Here is a 16,718-nt window from a genome sequence, read left to right on the forward strand (position 1 = left end):
TTGACATTCCCTGCGGCAGCGCCGCGCGCCCGCAGCCCCGGGCGCGCCCTGTCTCAGCACCGAAAGGACCAAACATGAAAACCGAATGGCCCCTCTGGGAAATCTTCATCCGCGGTCAGCATGGCCTCAGCCACCGTCACGTCGGCAGCCTGCACGCGCCGGACGCTGAAATGGCGATCAAGAACGCCCGCGACGTCTACACCCGCCGCAATGAGGGCGTGTCGATCTGGGTGGTCGAGGCGGCGCAGATCACAGCATCCTCTCCCTCGGAGAAAGGCCCCATGTATGAGCCCTCCGAGAGCAAGGTCTACCGTCACCCCTCATTTTACGACATTCCCGAAGACGTGGGGACGATGTGATGTCGCGCGACGCAGCTTTTTATGAGTTCCTGCTCAGGATGGGGGACAACACCCTGATCCTCGGCCATCGCGTCAGCGAATGGTGCGGTCATGCGCCGGTGCTGGAAGAGGATATTGCGCTCGCCAACACCGCGCTCGATCTCATCGGTCAGACCCAGATGTGGCTTGGTCTTGCGGCGGAGGTGCAGGGCGAGGGCAAGACCGCAGACGATCTGGCTTTCCTGCGCGACGCCTGGGACTTCCGCAATCTGCTGCTGGTCGAGATGCCAAACGGCGATTTTGGCCAGACCTTGATGCGGCAGTTCCTGTTTGATGCCTGGCACGTGCTGCAACTGCGCGCTCTGACCGCCTCCTCAGACGACCGTGTTGCCGCGATTGCCGCCAAGGCGGTGAAGGAAGCGACCTACCATCTGGAGCGCTCTGCCGAGACGGTGGTGGGCCTTGGCGACGGCACCGGGGAAAGCCACGCCCGGATGCAGGCGGCGCTTGATTACCTTTACCCCTATGTGGGCGAGATGTTCCTGAGCGACGCAGTGGATGCAGCGCTGGTCGAAGCCGGAATTGCCCCTGATCCCGCGAGTTTGCGCGCGGACTACGATGAAACACTCGCCCGTGTTTTGGGCGAGGCGACGCTGACACTCCCCGAAGCCCGCCGCGCCCGTGGCGGGGGCCGCGATGGCAAGATGCACACCGAACACCTCGGGCATCTGCTGACCACCATGCAATGGATGCAGCGCGCCTATCCGGGAGCGACGTGGTGAAACTGCTGAGGGCAGATCCCGTCCGCAGGTGGGGGTGTAGCCCCCGCCCGTCAAACCGCAGGTTAGCCTTCGGCAAAACGGGGCGGACGGGGGCCGCCCGGCCTTCGTCCGGGCGAGGTGTCTAAATGCAAGACACGCAATCCAACCAACCTTCCCTCGCGCAGATCTGGGAATGGCTCGATGCGGTGCCTGATCCGGAAATCCCGGTGATCTCCCTCGTCGACCTCGGCATCGTGCGCGATGTTGAGTGGAGCGACGACGGGCTGATCGTCACCCTTACGCCCACCTATTCCGGCTGTCCGGCGACCTCGATCATTCGGCTGGATGTGGAAACCGCGCTGGCCGCCCACGGGGTTGAGCACGTGGAAATCAAGACCCAGATCGCGCCGCCCTGGACCACCGACTGGCTCTCGGAGAAAGGCCGCGCCCGGCTGGAGGAATACGGCATCGCGCCGCCCTCCCCCGCTGGCGGCCCCGACCATTGCCCCCGCTGCGGCAGTCCCGATGTGACCCGCGTGAGCCAGTTTGGCTCCACCCCGTGCAAGGCCCATTGGCGCTGCAACAGCTGCCTGGAACCTTTCGATTATTTCAAGTGTATCTGAGGAGGCTCGCTCCATGGCCCGCTTTCACCCTCTCGAAGTCACCGACATTAAACACACCATCCGTGACGCGGTGGTGGTCACGCTGAAGCCCGTCAATGGCGCCGCGGCAGAGTTCGACTTTACCCAAGGCCAATACCTGACGTTTCGCCGCGATTTCGACGGCACCGAGTTGCGCCGCAGCTATTCGATCTGTGCGGGCAAGGACGAGGGTATCCTGCAAGTCGGCATCAAACGGGTCGATGGCGGGGCCTTCTCGACCTGGGCCAATACTGACCTCAAGGTGGGCGATACGGTCGAGGCGATGCCGCCGCAGGGTCGGTTTTTCACCGATCTCGATGCGGCAGCCGAGAAACACTACCTGGGCTTTGCTGGTGGCTCCGGCATCACGCCGGTGCTGTCGATCCTGAAAACCACCCTGCAGGCAGAACCCCAGTCCCGTTTCACGCTGGTTTACGCCAACAAAGGCATCAACTCGATCATGTTCCGCGAAGAGATCGAGGACCTGAAAAACCGCTACATGGGGCGTCTGTCGGTGATCCATGTGCTGGAGGCCGACGCGCAGGAGGTGGATCTCTTCACCGGCCTGGTCACCCAGGAGAAATGCGCTCAGCTGTTTGAGCGCTGGATTCCGATCCAAAGCATCGACACCGCGTTCATCTGCGGACCCGAGCCGATGATGCTCGGCATTGCCGAGGCACTGCGCACGGCGGGCCTCTCGGACGCGCAGATCAAGTTTGAACTCTTCGCCTCCAACCAGCCCGGACGTGCTGCGAAAAAAGCCGCCAGCGGAAATGCCGCCGCCAGCGCGCCGGTCACCGCTGCCATCACGCTGGATGGGGCCACCCGCTCGGTGACGCTGGATCGCAATACCAGCGTGCTAGAAGCGGCACTGGACAACGCCATGGATGCTCCGTGGTCGTGCCGCGCCGGTGTCTGCTCCACCTGTCGCTGTCGCGTGATCGAGGGCGAGGTCGAGATGGCCGCCAACCACGCGCTGGAGGATGACGAGGTGGCCAAGGGCTTTGTGTTGTCCTGTCAGGCCTACCCGCTGACCGACAAGCTGGTCGTAAGCTACGACGAATAAGCACGCCTTAGCGCGACAGATCGATACATTTCTTGCAAGTTGCCCGATATGTGTCGATCTGGCCTTTCGGCTGGACCTCGCCGCGCCTGCCCCCTAACGTCCCGACAAATCACCCAAGACGTTCCAAGAACCCGAGGTTTCCCAATGGCTGTCGGCAAGACGATCCGCACCTATTTCAACGGCCAATGGCATGATGGCGATGTACCGATCATGTCCGCCGCCGACCATGCCGCGTGGCTTGGCTCTTCCGTCTTTGACGGAGCACGCTGGTTTGACGGCGTCAGCCCCGACCTCGACAAACACTGCGCCCGCGCCAATGCCTCTGCCGAGGCGCTGATGATGGCCGCCACAGTGCCCGCCGATCAGATGGTGGAAATCGTGAACGAGGGGCTCAAGGCCTTCTCCCCCGACAGCGCCGTCTATATCCGCCCGATGTATTGGGCCAGCGAAGGCGATCAGACCCTGATCGCGCCCGCACCCGAGGCCACGCAATTTGCGATCTGCCTTGAGGAAATCCCGATGGCACCAGAGGCGGCCTCTGCCACCCTGACCCGCACCCGCTTTCGTCGCCCGGTTCTGGAATCCTCAGTCGTGAACGCCAAAGCCGGCTGCCTTTATCCAAACAATGCCCGCATGCTGCGCGAGGCGCGCGCCAAAGGGTTCACCAACACTCTGACCTGCGATGTCATGGGCAATGTGGCCGAAACCGCGACAGCCAATGTTTTTATGGTAAAGGATGGCGAGGTCTTTACGCCGATTGCCAATGGCACATTCCTTGCTGGTATCACACGGGCCCGCCACATCGAGAACATGCGCGCAGACGGGATCGCGGTGCATGAAACCGTGCTGAGTTATGCCCATTTTGAAAGCGCGGATGAGATTTTCCTGTCCGGCAACATGTCAAAAGTCACGCCTGTGACGGCCTTTGACGATGTGAGCTACCAGCATGGCTGTGTTACGCGCCGCGTGCGCGAACTTTACTGGGATTGGGCGAAATCCGGCAGCTGACCCCCCGGTTGGACTGCCCAACCCACCGCGGGAACGCTCCCGCCCCCGCGCGATCTTCTGGCTGCGCCAAAGATCCCTGGCGGCGTTGGGCCGCGCATCGCAGCCCTGACGGACTGCGATGCGGTTGAGCCCAGATCCTGCCCTCACCGCAGAACGCAACTGCGCCGGACGGCAGTCCGGCGCTCGGCCCAACGGATTGCGTGGCATTTTCAATGCAATGAAATCGGGCGGGAGCCCCCCTTTCGTCGGCGACGCTCAACCCGACACTGATGACAAATGCGATCACAGGCCTCTATTGCGCGGGAGGGTTGCATCGGCCAATATGGCCAAGACACGACAACAGAGGTTTTGATGCGCAAATTCTTGGTCGTCCTCGACGACAGCCGTGAATGCCTGAACGCCATGCGCTTTGCCGCGATGCGCGCTTCCAACACCGGTGGTGGCGTGGTGATTCTGTCGGTCATTCCACCGGATGAGTTCAACCACTGGATCGGTGTTGGCGAAGTGATGCGCGAAGAAGCCCGCGAACGCATCCACGCTCATTTCGAGGTCTTCGCCAAATGGATGCGTGACCGCCAAGGTGTCGATCCTGAACTGGTGATCCGCGAAGGTGACATTGTCCCCGAGATCCTCGCCCAGATCGAAGCCGACCCGGAAGTCGGCATTCTGGTTTTGGGTGCCGCCAGTGATCGCAAAGGCCCCGGCCCCATTGTCACCCAATTGACCCGCACCGCAGGGACGCTGCCGTTTCCGATCACGATCGTGCCAGGTGATATGTCCAAAGAAAAACTTGAAGCAATCACTTAAGGTCAGAGTTCACGGCCTATCAGCATCGCAGAGCGATCACCAAACATACGGTTTACCACGCACAAAGGTCGGTGTTCATCACATCAGCCCCCGTGAAACGGCATATTGCAGCCTCGCCACTGCACACTCACCAACAGACGGGACAACCAAAGCCGTTGCAGTGCGGGAAGGATAGTTCAGTAGTTCGCCGAAACCAATATATACAGTGACAACCCAACCAGCGATCAACTCAAACCAACTGAAAAGAGCTGGATGAGTGAGCTTTAGCAGCTTCTGGGTATATTGGCATGCAACTGATTTTATGGTGCTGCTGGAGAGAATTGAACTCTCGACCTCTCCCTTACCAAGGGAGTGCTCTACCTCTGAGCTACAGCAGCGCCGTGTGGGGGCTTCTATGCATATTCTCAGGAGAGCGCAAGAGCATCTGGACGGTTTTTTTTGACTAAGTTAGACAAGCTCTATGGCAGAGAAAAAGAAACCCACCGGTAACCGATCCGAGGCCTCTCGCGAGGACCGCTTAAAAGCGGCGCTCAAGGCGAATATGGCCCGGCGCAAGGCACAAGCCAAAGCACGGTCCGAACAAAAAGACGGCGCCTCGGGCGACGCTGAAGGATAGAGCAGATGGATTCGATTTTGGTAACTGGCAACGGCCCGCTAAACGGAGTGATTCCGATTGCCGGGGCCAAAAACGCGTGCCTGACGCTTATGCCCGCCACATTGTTGAGCGAAGAACCGCTGACCCTCACCAATGCACCGCGCCTAAGCGACATTCGCACCATGACCTCATTGCTGCAATCGTTGGGGGCGGAAGTCTCCGCGCTGCAAGAAGGGCAAGTGCTGGCCATGTCCAGCCATGGGCTCGACAATCACACGGCACATTATGACATCGTGCGCAAAATGCGGGCATCGATTTTGGTGCTCGGCCCCATGCTGGCCCGCGAAGGGCATGCGGTGGTGTCATTGCCGGGTGGCTGCGCCATCGGTGCACGTCCGGTTGATCTGCACCTCAAAGCGCTGGAAGCGATGGGTGCGGAACTGGATCTACGCGACGGCTACGTCCATGCCAAAGCACCGGGCGGGCGTCTTACCGGTGGAACCGTGGACTTCCCTATTGTCTCGGTGGGGGCAACGGAAAATGCGCTGCTGGCAGCAACATTGGCCAAGGGCACCACAGTGCTGAAGAACGCGGCGCGTGAGCCTGAAATTATCGATCTGGCCGAGTGCCTTATCAAGATGGGCGCTCAGATTGAAGGGCACGGCACCAGCACGATCACCATTCAGGGCGTTGATCGACTGCATGGTGCGACTCATCCGGTGGTCACAGACCGGATTGAACTGGGCACCTATATGCTGGCACCCGCGATCTGCGGCGGCGAAGTGGAACTGCTGGGCGGTCGGCGCAATCTGCTGGAGGCCTTCTGCGCGAAGCTCGAAGAGGCTGGCGTGGACATCTCAGAAACCGATGCGGGCCTGAAAGTGAGCCATAAATCGGGCCGCGTCAAAGCCGTCGATGTGGTCACGGAACCCTTCCCTGGCTTTCCGACCGACCTGCAAGCGCAAATGATGGCGCTGATGTGCACCGCCGAAGGTGAATCGGTGCTGGAAGAAAAGATCTTTGAGAACCGCTTTATGCACGCCCCGGAGCTGATGCGGATGGGGGCACAGATCGATGTCCATGGCGGCACCGCCAAGGTCACCGGTGTTGAACGCCTGAAGGGTGCGCCCGTGATGGCGACGGATCTGCGCGCCTCTGTGTCGCTGATCCTTGCAGGGCTGGCGGCAGAAGGTGAGACGCGCGTCAGCCGGGTCTATCACCTGGATCGCGGTTATGAACATGTGGTGCGCAAGCTCTCTGCGGTGGGCGCCAAGATTGAACGCATCAAGGAAGACTAATGTCCGATGCCAGCTTTGAAGACGGCCGCGAACGCCCCCTGAACCTCGGCGCCTATGAGGCTGAGGATCTGGAGGTCATCTCCTCGCTTGTTCAGGATGCCGTGTTTCCTGTGACGGAAATGAGCTGGCGCGCCTCTGCGCGCCGCTTCGCCATTCTATTGAACCGGTTTCGCTGGGAAGACCGCGTCGCAGCCGAGCGTCGCGGGCGTGCCTATGAGCGGGTACAATCTGTGCTGGTTGCAGAAAACGTCCTGAACGTGGCCTCTCAGGGGATTGATCGCACCGATAAGGATATGATCCTGTCGGTGCTGTCGGTCACCTATGAGCCGGGCGAAGATGGTGCCGGGCATCTGTTGCTGACGCTCGCCGGGGACGGAGCAATCCGGCTCTCCGTGGAGGCACTTGAAGTCACACTCAAAGACGTGACACGCCCCTACCGCGCACCGTCCAAGCACATGCCACAGCACGATACATGACACCACGCGCACTCTCGAAGGGGGATGTCGTCGCCCTTCGCCGCCTGTGGCTGGATGGGCTTGAGCGCTTCCCAAGCGCGTTCCTGCTCACACCCGCAGGAGCGCGCAACCTCTGATGCCGCATTGGCAACCGGATGCGAGGCGGGGCAGTACTGGGGAGCCTTTATCGGAACGGAACTTGCGGGATTTGCAAAGATACGCCCGGGTGGGTCCGAGCGATTGCGCCACACTTGTGATCTCGGCCCGCTCTATGTCCCCCCGGAACATCAAGGTAAGGGCATTGCGCGCGCACTCATGTCCGCAGTCATTCAACACGCGCAATCGCTGGGCCTCAAACAAATGGAGTTGTGCGTAGATCAAGAAAATACAGCAGCGATCAGGCTCTATCGCGCTTGCGGTTTTGTGCCTTTTGGGATGCGCCCGCGATCGGTGATACTTGACGGCGAAGCACGCCACGATCTTCTCATGATCCGAATGTTGGATGCGGCCATTCACCCCGAACGGATTGCGCAAATGGCGCGCGCCGCTGTTGACTGAATTCAACCTGCTGCCAATCAAACTTGAGGCAGACGCACAGGCAGGGTAAGGCTCCGCACAAAGGAGTGCCGTAATGCCCGTATTTCTGACCTCTTCCGATGCCGACTTCGACCAGTCCTTCACCGCGCTGCTGGGCGCAAAGCGTGAGGACAGCCCGGATGTGGACGCAATTGTTGCAGATATCATTGCTGACGTGCGCCACCGGGGGGATGCCGCGCTGCTGGAGTTGACGGAAAAGTTCGACCGGCTCGCCCTCAAGGACGCAAACGCGCTGCGGATCTCGGCAGCCGAGGTCGATGCGGCCATCGCAACTGTATCAGACGCAGAGCGCAGCGCACTCGAACTCGCGGCCGACCGCATTCGCGCCTATCATGCCGAGCAGATGCCCGAAAACAAGACCTGGACCGATGCGAGCGGTGCAACGCTGGGCTGGCGCTGGTCGGCGGTGTCTGCGGCGGGGCTCTATGTGCCCGGCGGTCTGGCAAGCTACCCGTCGTCCGTGTTGATGAACGCCATTCCGGCCAAGGTTGCAGGTGTCGAGCGTCTCGCGGTGACCGTGCCGACCCCGGACGGGCAGATCAATCCGCTGGTTCTGTTGGCCTGCCGCATTTCTGGCGTGGACGAAATCTACCGCGTGGGGGGCGCGCAGGCCGTGGCCGCGTTGGCCTATGGCACCGACACCATCGCGCCTGTCGACAAGATCACCGGCCCCGGCAATGCCTTTGTCGCGGCGGCCAAGCGGCGTGTGTTTGGCAAAGTGGGCATCGATATGATTGCGGGGCCTTCGGAAATCCTTGTGATTGCCGACAAGGACAACAACCCCGACTGGATCGCGCTCGACCTCCTGAGCCAGGCGGAGCATGACGAGAGCGCACAATCCATTCTGATCACGGATGATGCAGACTTCGGCAAGGCCGTCGCGGCTGCGGTGGATAAACGGCTGGAAACGCTGGAGCGGCGCGCCATCGCGGGTGTGAGCTGGCGCGATTTTGGTGCCGTCATCGTGGTGCGGGATCTGGATGAGGCGGCCGCGCTTTCTAACCGGATTGCACCGGAGCATCTGGAACTGTGCGTCGCCGATCCGCAATCGCTGGGCGAGAAAACCATCCATGCCGGTGCGATCTTCATGGGGCAGTATACTCCAGAGGCTATCGGCGACTATGTCGGCGGCCCCAACCACGTCTTGCCCACCGCCCGTTCCGCCAGGTTTTCCTCCGGCCTCTCGGTGATGGATTTCATCAAGCGCACCACGCTCAGCCAGATGACACCAGAGGCACTGCGCGCAATCGGCCCTGCCGCAGCAACGCTTGCCAAAAGCGAAAGCCTTGAGGCACATGGGTTGTCGGTCTTGGCACGGCTGGACGCATTAAACACCTGAATGCGAAGGTTCAGCCAGTGGGGCTGCCCTCCCACTGACTGAACCTGTTGCAGGCCGAAACTTGACGCTTCGGACACAGAATGATGAAAGTGCCGTCACGGTTAATAGAGTATTGACGCCAAGGCGCGACAACTCGCTTTTCTCTCAACTCTCACAGATTTAACGCAGCGATGACGTGACACTTGCGCAATGATTGCGCAGGGTCAGTCAACACGCCCGATTGTGCGAGAGGAAGCGATCCGCTAGGTCATGAGGGGAGACAGTACTGGGACCAGAGCCATGAGCCGGATCAGCCAAATTGAACTAGACGATCGCAACCTGCCGCCGCCAACGCCGGAAATTGAGCAGGAACGCAAAGTCGCAATTTTCGATCTGATCGAAGACAATAGCTTTGTACTGCCCAAACGTGATGAGCGCGACACGCCCGAGGGGCCTTATCACCTCGCGTTGTCGATCCGCGAAAAGCGTCTGGTCTTTGATATCGAGACTGAAGGCGGCGACAAGGCGGCGGAGTTTCACCTGTCGCTGTCGCCCTTTCGGCAGGTGGTCAAGGACTACTACCAGATCTGCGAAAGCTACTTCACCGCAGTCAAAACCCTGCCGCCGAGCCAGATCGAGACCATCGATATGGCACGCCGGGGCATTCACAACGAAGGCAGCCGCGTCCTGCAAGAACGCCTTGAAGGCAAGGCGGAGGTGGATACGGATACCGCCCGTCGCCTGTTCACCCTGATCTGCGTTTTGCACTTCGGAGGCTGATGCGTGACGGAGCTGCCGCAGTCCATTTTGTTCTGCTGTGACCACAACGCGGTCCGATCCCCAATGGCCGAGGGGATCATGAAAAAACTCTATGGAACCGGCACTTATGTGCAATCCGCCGGGGTCAAGAACGATCTTGAGATCGACGGGTTTTGCATCTCCGTCTGTCAGGAGATTGACGTGGAGCTGTCCCGGCATCGCTCCCGCTCCTTTGACGAGATGGAGCAATGGGGCGACGATATTTCCTCATATGATCTGGTGATTGCGCTTTCTCCGGCGAGCCAGCGCCGCGCGCTGGAACTCACCCGTTTTTTTCACCTCGATGTCGAATATTGGCCAATTATGGACCCAACTGGGCTCGGCGAGTCGCGGCAAGCAAAGCTAGAAAGCTACAGACAAACCCGAGACCAGATCCTCGAGCGGCTGATTGCGCGCTGGGGAAACACGACGGAGACATAAATGAACGACACAATCGCGCGCTATTTCAACGCCTTCAACGCCGGTGACACCGATGGCATGCTTGCCTGCCTCGCAGATGATGTGGCCCATCACGTCAACGAGGGGAATATCCGCGTCGGCAAAGAGAAATTCGCAGACTTCTGCGCCCATATGAGCCGCTGCTACCGTGAAGAGCTGACCGATATGGTGATCCTTGCCAACACGGATGCGACACGGGCGGCGGCGGAATACACCGTAAATGGCACCTACTTGCAGACCGACGAGGGCCTGCCGGAAGCACATCAGCAAACCTACAAGCTGCCCGCGGGATCATTTTTTAACCTGCGCGACGGCCTCATCACCCGCGTCACCACCTATTACAACCTCTCTGACTGGATCAAACAGGTCTCAGCCTGATGACCCTGCGGATTGAGACCCTGACCGGCGCGGCACTTGCAGCCGCGCTGGACGATGTGGCGCGCCTGCGGATCGAGGTGTTTCGCGCCTGGCCCTATCTCTATGATGGCGATCTCGCTTATGAACGTGATTATTTACAGAGCTATCGCGACAGCGCAGGCGCGGTCGTTGTCGGCGCATTCGATGCAGATCGTTTGGTGGGAGCGGCGACTGGCACCCCTCTGGCCGATCACGCGGATGACTTCGCCGCAGCCTTCGCCCAAAGCACGCTCGACATGGCGGATATTTTTTACTGCGCGGAATCGGTGCTTTTGCCTGCTTATCGCGGCCAAGGCGCAGGACACGGTTTTTTCGATGCCCGAGAGGCTCACGCGCGTGCTCTCGGTTTCGCCAAGTCAGCATTCTGCAGCGTGATACGCCCCAAAGAGCATCCGCTTCACCCTACGGGATATACCCCGCTTGATCCGTTTTGGCGCAAACGTGGCTATCGGCCACTGCCGGGGGTTGTTGCAGAATTCGCTTGGAAGGACATAGACCAGCCCAAGGAAACCACCAAGACCTTGCAGTTCTGGCTCCGGGATCTCTAAAACTCTCCTCGACCCCGACGTCCCTTGGTCGTGACAGCACGGCACACACTGTTCGACGGTCGCATAATCGGCTAGCCATATGGCAAGACCTTTAATGGAGCTCCCTATGAAGATCGCAACCGCCGCATATCCGCTCGACTGGCTTGAGAGTTGGAATCACTACGAGGACAAACTGTCGAAATGGGTCTCGGACGCGGCAGGCAACGGTGCGGATTTGCTGGTGTTTCCAGAATATGGGGCAATGGAACTCGCCACGCTGGATGGCGCTGAGATCGCAGGCAACCTCGAAGCCTCCATTCAATCCGTTTCCGACAAGATGGAAGAGGCCGCCGCGCTTCATCTGAAGCTGGCAGCGGAACACAACGTACACATCCTCGGAGCCTCTGCCCCCGTGCATGCAGGCTTCGCGCGCCCTGTAAACCGAGCGGAGTTCTATACGCCCACAGGCCAGCGCGATCATCAGGATAAACAGATCATGACGATGTTCGAGCGCGCCCCATGGGATATCGCGCCGGGCGGCCCGCTCAAGATGTTCGACACAGCGCTTGGCAAGATTGCAGTGCTGATCTGTTATGACAGCGAATACCCGCTGCTGGCACGCGCATTGTCTGAGGCAGATATGATCCTTGTTCCATCCTGCACCGAAGCCCTGGCCGGGTACTGGCGGGTTCGCATTGGTGCCATGGCGCGTGCGCTGGAACAGCAATGCATTACCGTGATGGCGTCGGTGGTCGGCTCTGCCGCATGGTCAGAGGCCGTCGACGAAGGCTGCGGCATGGGCGGTATCTTTGGCCCACCAGATACGGGGTTTCCCGGCACCGGCGTGATCGCAGAAGGCACGCTCAATCAGCCAGGCTGGACCTATGGCGAGGTGGATCTTCAGGCGGTTCACCACGTGCGCCGTGCCGGTGTTGTCCGCAACCGCAGCCACTGGGATGAGCAGGAAACGCGGGTCAAAGATGTTGTTAACCATAAACTGCTATAAAAGCGCTCTTGAAAAATGGGGCAAATAGGCCCATTTAAGCGCACGTCCCGTCGATATTCGGGAAAACACAACTATGGAGACAACATGGCCAAGGAAGATACGCTCGAATTTCCCGGTGTCGTGAAGGAACTCCTGCCAAACGCGACGTTTCGGGTCGAGCTGGAAAACGGCCATGAAATCATAGCACATACGGCAGGAAAGATGCGTAAGAACCGCATCCGTGTCCTCGCAGGCGACCGGGTCCAGGTGGAAATGACACCTTACGACCTCACCAAAGGACGGATCAACTACCGCTTCAAGTAAGTGCGATTCGTTTGAGATGGTAAGAGCCCGGCCCGGTGCCGGGCTTTTGTTTTGCCGCCGCTTTCGGTTTCATGGTTTTCTGCCGCTGCCTGCAGGCCTAGAACAGGGCGGCACAACAGCAGGAGTTCAGGCATGGGGTTTATTCTTGGCTCGGGTAGCCCGCGTCGGTTGGAACTATTGGCACAACTGGGCGTAACCCCCGATGATATCCGCCCGCCGGATATTGATGAGACCCCACTCAAAGGGGAACTGCCCCGCGATTATTGCGCGCGTGTAACCCGTGAGAAAGTACAGGCCGTGACTGCAGCGCCCGACGATCTGGTGCTATGCGCTGATACCACGGTGGCGCTTGGGCGGCGCATTATGGGCAAGCCCCGCGACGCAGGCGAGGCCGCAGAATTCCTGCTCGCCCTGTCTGGTCGCCGCCACCGCGTCATTACCTCCGTGGCGCTGCGCCGAAACGATAAACTATGGCAGCGTGACGTCGTGAGCCAAGTCAAAATGAAGCGCCTCTCGGACGAAGAGCTTAACGGCTACCTCGCGACAGGCGATTGGGACGGCAAGGCAGGCGGCTACGCCATTCAGGGCCCCGCGGGTGCTTTGATCCCGTGGATCAGTGGTTCTTTCACCGCCATCGTGGGCCTGCCATTGGCCGAGACCGCCACCCTGCTGCAAACGGCAGGATATCCCCTCTACAAGGACAAAACACCATGAAGGGCACTCAGATCATTCTCGATCACATCAACGGGCGTGAAGCCGCGGCCCTGATGATCGATGGAACACTCGACGATTTTCTGATCGCAGGCGATGCGCCCCTGCCCGGCACCATCTATCGCGCCCGCGCCGACCGCCCCGTAAAAGGCCAGGGGGGCATGTTCCTCAGCACGCCTGATGGTCCTGCCTTCTTGCGTCAGGTGAAAGGTCTCGCGCCCGGACAGATGCTGTTGGTTCAGGTCACAGGCTATGCTGAACCCGGCAAAGCCCTGCCCGTCACGCAGAAGCTGCTGTTCAAGAGCCGCTATGCAATCGTGACTCCGGATGCGCCAGGGCTGAATATCTCCCGCGCAATTCGCGATGAAGACGAACGCGACCGTCTCCTTGAAATTGCACATGCGGAAATGGATGGCGTGGATTTTGGGTTGATCCTGCGCTCGGTCTGCGCTGGTGCCGATCCGGAGGACATTGCCGAGGATATCGCCACAATGGTCGCCACCGCCCGCCAGGTGCTTGAGGATCCGTCTGAGACATCCGAAGTTCTGCATGAGGGCGACGCGCCCCATCTGCAGGCTTGGCGCGAATGGACCGATCCGGCACAAATCGAACAAGACCCCGGCGGTTTTGAGCGCTGCGGTGTTCTGGACGCGCTCGACACCGTCCGCACTGGCAAAATTCCCATCGGGGCGGGCGCTTTTCTTTACGTGGAGCCCACTCGCGCACTGATAGCCGTAGATGTGAACACCGGTAGCGACACCTCGCTTGCCGCAGGTGTTAAGGCCAACATGGCCTGTGCGCGTGCCTTGCCCCGCGCACTGCGCTGTCTCGGCCTCGGTGGCCAGATCGTCATTGACGCCGCACCCATGCCAAAGAAAGATCGCCGTGCTTTTGAAAGCGCTCTGCGTGCGGCCTTCAAATCTGACCCCGAAGAAACCACGCTCGTGGGTTGGACCACCCTCGGACATTTCGAGCTACAACGAAAACGCGCACGCCTGCCCCTGTCGGAGATTCTGTCATGAGCTGCCCGATTTGTGGCGAACCCACCCTACAGAGCTACCGCCCCTTCTGCAGCAAACGCTGCGCCGACCTGGACCTCGCAAAATGGCTGAACGGTGGCTATTCGGTCCCGAGTGAGGATCAGGAAGATCTTGAAAATGCACTAGAACAGCAAGAGTCGCAGTCCCCGACCGAACATTAGTGATTTTCTTTAAAAAAGCCTCTGGACACTGCCGCACACAGCGCATAGAAGGCCCTCACCCAAGGCGAGACGCCTTCCCGTGCCCGGGTAGCTCAGGGGTAGAGCAGTGGATTGAAAATCCTCGTGTCGGTGGTTCGATTCCGCCCCCGGGCACCACAAAATCTCCAAAGAGAACAAATGCTTAGCTGTGAGATTGAGACGTGGCTTAATCGGCATGTGTAGCCCTGAGCTACATATGAGCTATAAACCATCTCTGCTCACTTTGGTGAGCTACAGGCGTCTTATTGGTCAGTCTCAAAAATACTGATATTTCCTACGGCACAACCAGCTCCTCCGCACGTATAGAGAATCATTCGAACACCTATCTGCGTCATGGAGCCAGAATGACCACCCTACCTCACGAACAAAATCGCTACCTCCCAGTTGAAGATGTCGCCACACGCTTCAACGTCTCGGTCGATACAATCTACCGCTGGCGTCGCAAAGGCTAAAGGCGCTGGGCGACAAACTCTGCACCCGTGCCGAGCAACGCAAAGCATGGTCCTTGAACCTCGGACACGAGAGCGTCGTCGTCACGGATACACACTACGGGAAAATGACTGATGGGGCCCGGCTGCAAGTTCTAGACTCACTTAAGGAGGAAGATCGGACCTCGGATGATGAGAAGGAGCTCCTGCTCAAATATTTCTTCCATGCTCTGGTTCCTGGGTCTCCCGAATATAGGGCTGCACGGATTTTGGTGAGAAAGCGAGAAGCAGCATTGGATGATGACGTGCGAGAGTGACTGACTTTCCGCTGGGTGCATGCGGCAGAGCAGCGCAGTGTTGGTGCGATACTGGTGAGGCGCTTCATTTGAAGCGCCCCCGCCCTTCTCTCGAAAATACCATCCATGCTGGATTTCACTCCCAAGATCACGGCGAGAGCCCACATTCAGGTAATGAACGGCGCTCACGGAGGCGGCATATCGCGTATGCCCGAAGGACCTCATTACAGGTTGGCGTGACGATTAGGAGCAGGCGCGGGAAAGAGCCGCTTCTTGCTACAGCGGTATCTGTCTTTTTGCGCGAAACGCCTTAGCTGGAGTCGACCCGTTACTGATGTCCTGACCATAGCAGTCCATCAGGCGATATCCTTATCGAAGGTTGTCCCTGATCAACGTTCACATCCAAATCTCCGCATACCTTTCAAGCTAATCATACATGCATGGAAAGGAGATAAGGACATGCTTACCAGACGCGCCGCGCTTATTGGGGCCGCAGGGATTGCAGCGATACCCGTACTTCACAAAACTGCTCAAGCAGAGGAGATCATGGACACATCCATGGTCCCACCAGCTGATCTGTCTAAGCTCAAGCGGGTGAAACGTAAATTAGTGCGCCCTCCGATGGTTCACGAGCACGAGCAGGTGGCTTCGACAGAGCCGCAAATTATCGAATTCGAGATGCAGATCGTTGAAAAGGAGATCGAAGTCGATAGCGGTGCCTACCTACAGGCCATGACCTTCAACGGGTCAGTACCAGGACCTCTGATGGTCGTACATGAAGGTGATTATGTCGAGCTTACGCTCTACAATTCTCCTGAAAATCTCATGCAGCATAACATTGACTTCCACTCAGCAACCGGTGCCCTTGGCGGTGGTTCTCTGACGCTGGTCAATCCCGGTGAGAAGACAACATTGCGGTTCAAGGCAACACGTCCGGGCACCTTTGTCTATCACTGTGCGCCGGGTGGCCCCATGATCCCATGGCACGTCGTCAGTGGGATGTCGGGCGCGATCATGGTGCTGCCCCGCGATGGTCTAAAGGATCACAATGGCACCCCCGTCAGCTATGATCGCGTGTTCTACATCGGCGAGAATGACTTCTACATCCCGAAGGATGAAAACGGAGAATACAAACGCTTTGAAGATGTCGGCGAGAGCTATCCCGACACGCTTGAAGTCATGAATGGCCTCATCCCGAGCCACGTGGTGTTCAACGGTAAAGTCGGCGCGTTGACTGGTGACAATGCATTGCACGCATCACAAGGCGAGAAGGTTCTGTTCGTACACTCGCAAGCCAATCGCGACTCTCGCCCGCATTTGATCGGCGGGCATGGGGATCTGGTCTGGGAAACCGGGAAATTCAACAACCCACCGGAGCGCGACCTTGAAACCTGGTTCATCCGCGGCGGGTCGGCTGGGGCAGCGCTTTACGAGTTTTTGCAGCCGGGCGTCTACGCCTATGTGAACCACAACCTGATCGAGGCGGTAAACCTAGGCGCAACCGCGCATGTCGTGGTGGACGGCGATTGGAACAACGATCTGATGGAGCAGGTCGAAGCGCCAACAGCCTATGACGCAGCCTATGAAGGCAAGACCGCACTCCCATAACCCGCAGGTTTTATCAAAGAACACGGTCGGCCGGCACGACC

General features: G+C 59.2%; 22 protein-coding genes and 2 tRNA genes. 23 read left to right on the plus strand and 1 reads right to left on the minus strand.

Annotated elements, in window-relative coordinates; translation table 11 throughout:
- The first annotated feature begins 74 nt into the window (after positions 1 to 74).
- The 6 genes from paaB to K529_RS17300 all read left to right on the plus strand — a co-directional run bounded on the left by paaB (position 75) and on the right by K529_RS17300 (position 4,621).
- Entirely contained in the window at positions 75 to 359 is a 285-nt protein-coding gene (paaB, locus tag K529_RS17275) for a 1,2-phenylacetyl-CoA epoxidase subunit PaaB (RefSeq protein WP_005654578.1), read from the plus strand.
- Entirely contained in the window at positions 359 to 1,120 is a 762-nt protein-coding gene (paaC, locus tag K529_RS17280; RefSeq protein ID WP_046002787.1) for a 1,2-phenylacetyl-CoA epoxidase subunit PaaC, read from the plus strand. Before paaB ends, paaC begins: the two co-directional genes overlap by 1 nt.
- 125 nt (positions 1,121 to 1,245) lie before the next feature.
- Complete coding sequence (gene paaD, locus K529_RS17285; RefSeq protein WP_046002788.1) at positions 1,246 to 1,722, plus strand: 1,2-phenylacetyl-CoA epoxidase subunit PaaD; 477 nt, start codon at positions 1,246 to 1,248, stop codon at positions 1,720 to 1,722.
- Positions 1,723 to 1,735: 13 nt separating this feature from the next.
- The gene (gene paaE, locus K529_RS17290; protein WP_005669936.1) at positions 1,736 to 2,806 is read left to right on the plus strand and encodes a 1,2-phenylacetyl-CoA epoxidase subunit PaaE; all 1,071 of its coding nucleotides are present in this window, start codon (positions 1,736 to 1,738) and stop codon (positions 2,804 to 2,806) included.
- 144 nt (positions 2,807 to 2,950) lie between these two features.
- Positions 2,951 to 3,814, plus strand: coding sequence for a branched-chain amino acid aminotransferase (locus K529_RS17295; protein WP_005669939.1), 864 nt, complete (start codon positions 2,951 to 2,953; stop codon positions 3,812 to 3,814).
- Between the two features lie 351 nt (positions 3,815 to 4,165).
- Positions 4,166 to 4,621: a universal stress protein gene (locus tag K529_RS17300; protein WP_005626394.1), complete on the plus strand. Its 456-nt coding sequence runs from the start codon at positions 4,166 to 4,168 to the stop codon at positions 4,619 to 4,621.
- Between the two features lie 302 nt (positions 4,622 to 4,923).
- Here the strand turns inward: K529_RS17300 and K529_RS17305 are convergent.
- A tRNA-Thr gene (locus K529_RS17305) sits at positions 4,924 to 4,998 on the minus strand.
- Between the two features lie 83 nt (positions 4,999 to 5,081).
- Between K529_RS17305 and K529_RS23725 the strand changes: the two genes are divergently transcribed.
- The 17 genes from K529_RS23725 (at position 5,082) to nirK (ending at position 16,677) form a co-directional block, all read left to right on the plus strand.
- Positions 5,082 to 5,237, plus strand: a complete 156-nt coding sequence (locus K529_RS23725) for a hypothetical protein (protein WP_005626392.1) — start codon at positions 5,082 to 5,084, stop codon at positions 5,235 to 5,237.
- 5 nt (positions 5,238 to 5,242) lie between these two features.
- Positions 5,243 to 6,514 carry a UDP-N-acetylglucosamine 1-carboxyvinyltransferase gene (murA, locus tag K529_RS17310; RefSeq protein ID WP_005626389.1) on the plus strand — a complete coding sequence of 424 codons (1,272 nt, stop codon included), beginning with the start codon at positions 5,243 to 5,245 and terminating at the stop codon, positions 6,512 to 6,514.
- A complete protein-coding gene (locus K529_RS17315; RefSeq protein WP_005626385.1) occupies positions 6,514 to 6,990 on the plus strand; it encodes a DUF2948 family protein in 477 nt (158 codons plus the stop codon). The genes murA and K529_RS17315 overlap by 1 nt, the downstream gene beginning before the upstream one ends.
- A 24-nt stretch (positions 6,991 to 7,014) precedes the next feature.
- The gene (locus K529_RS17320; protein WP_005626383.1) at positions 7,015 to 7,527 is read left to right on the plus strand and encodes a GNAT family N-acetyltransferase; all 513 of its coding nucleotides are present in this window, start codon (positions 7,015 to 7,017) and stop codon (positions 7,525 to 7,527) included.
- A 73-nt stretch (positions 7,528 to 7,600) separates the two neighbouring features.
- Positions 7,601 to 8,905: a histidinol dehydrogenase gene (hisD, locus tag K529_RS17325; RefSeq protein WP_046002789.1), complete on the plus strand. Its 1,305-nt coding sequence runs from the start codon at positions 7,601 to 7,603 to the stop codon at positions 8,903 to 8,905.
- A gap of 279 nt (positions 8,906 to 9,184) precedes the next feature.
- Complete coding sequence (locus tag K529_RS17330) at positions 9,185 to 9,664, plus strand: UPF0262 family protein (protein ID WP_005620767.1); 480 nt, start codon at positions 9,185 to 9,187, stop codon at positions 9,662 to 9,664.
- Between the two features lie 3 nt (positions 9,665 to 9,667).
- Positions 9,668 to 10,123, plus strand: a complete 456-nt coding sequence (locus K529_RS17335) for an arsenate-mycothiol transferase ArsC (protein WP_040642297.1) — start codon at positions 9,668 to 9,670, stop codon at positions 10,121 to 10,123.
- Entirely contained in the window at positions 10,124 to 10,519 is a 396-nt protein-coding gene (locus K529_RS17340) for a ketosteroid isomerase-related protein (protein ID WP_005620772.1), read from the plus strand.
- A complete protein-coding gene (locus K529_RS17345) occupies positions 10,519 to 11,106 on the plus strand; it encodes a GNAT family N-acetyltransferase (protein ID WP_005620778.1) in 588 nt (195 codons plus the stop codon). The genes K529_RS17340 and K529_RS17345 overlap by 1 nt, the downstream gene beginning before the upstream one ends.
- A gap of 106 nt (positions 11,107 to 11,212) precedes the next feature.
- Complete coding sequence (locus K529_RS17350; RefSeq protein WP_005620779.1) at positions 11,213 to 12,091, plus strand: carbon-nitrogen hydrolase family protein; 879 nt, start codon at positions 11,213 to 11,215, stop codon at positions 12,089 to 12,091.
- An 84-nt stretch (positions 12,092 to 12,175) separates the two neighbouring features.
- Complete coding sequence (infA, locus tag K529_RS17355; protein ID WP_005620785.1) at positions 12,176 to 12,394, plus strand: translation initiation factor IF-1; 219 nt, start codon at positions 12,176 to 12,178, stop codon at positions 12,392 to 12,394.
- Between the two features lie 132 nt (positions 12,395 to 12,526).
- Positions 12,527 to 13,108, plus strand: a complete 582-nt coding sequence (locus K529_RS17360; RefSeq protein WP_005620787.1) for a Maf family protein — start codon at positions 12,527 to 12,529, stop codon at positions 13,106 to 13,108.
- Positions 13,105 to 14,127 (plus strand): ribonuclease E/G, encoded by a 1,023-nt coding sequence (locus K529_RS17365; protein WP_005620790.1) that lies wholly within the window; start codon positions 13,105 to 13,107, stop codon positions 14,125 to 14,127. The genes K529_RS17360 and K529_RS17365 overlap by 4 nt, the downstream gene beginning before the upstream one ends.
- On the plus strand, positions 14,124 to 14,306 hold the full coding sequence (locus tag K529_RS17370; protein WP_005620791.1) for a DNA gyrase inhibitor YacG: 183 nt from the start codon (positions 14,124 to 14,126) through the stop codon (positions 14,304 to 14,306). Before K529_RS17365 ends, K529_RS17370 begins: the two co-directional genes overlap by 4 nt.
- Before the next feature lie 81 nt (positions 14,307 to 14,387).
- Positions 14,388 to 14,462 (plus strand) — tRNA-Phe (locus K529_RS17375).
- A 227-nt stretch (positions 14,463 to 14,689) separates the two neighbouring features.
- On the plus strand, positions 14,690 to 14,797 hold the full coding sequence (locus K529_RS23615; protein WP_131665015.1) for a helix-turn-helix domain-containing protein: 108 nt from the start codon (positions 14,690 to 14,692) through the stop codon (positions 14,795 to 14,797).
- A 731-nt stretch (positions 14,798 to 15,528) separates the two neighbouring features.
- Complete coding sequence (nirK, locus tag K529_RS17385; RefSeq protein ID WP_005620794.1) at positions 15,529 to 16,677, plus strand: copper-containing nitrite reductase; 1,149 nt, start codon at positions 15,529 to 15,531, stop codon at positions 16,675 to 16,677.
- Positions 16,678 to 16,718 lie beyond the last annotated feature (41 nt).

Origin of the sequence: Tritonibacter mobilis F1926 (genome assembly GCF_000376545.2) — a bacterium.
Lineage (GTDB): Bacteria > Pseudomonadota > Alphaproteobacteria > Rhodobacterales > Rhodobacteraceae > Epibacterium > Epibacterium mobile.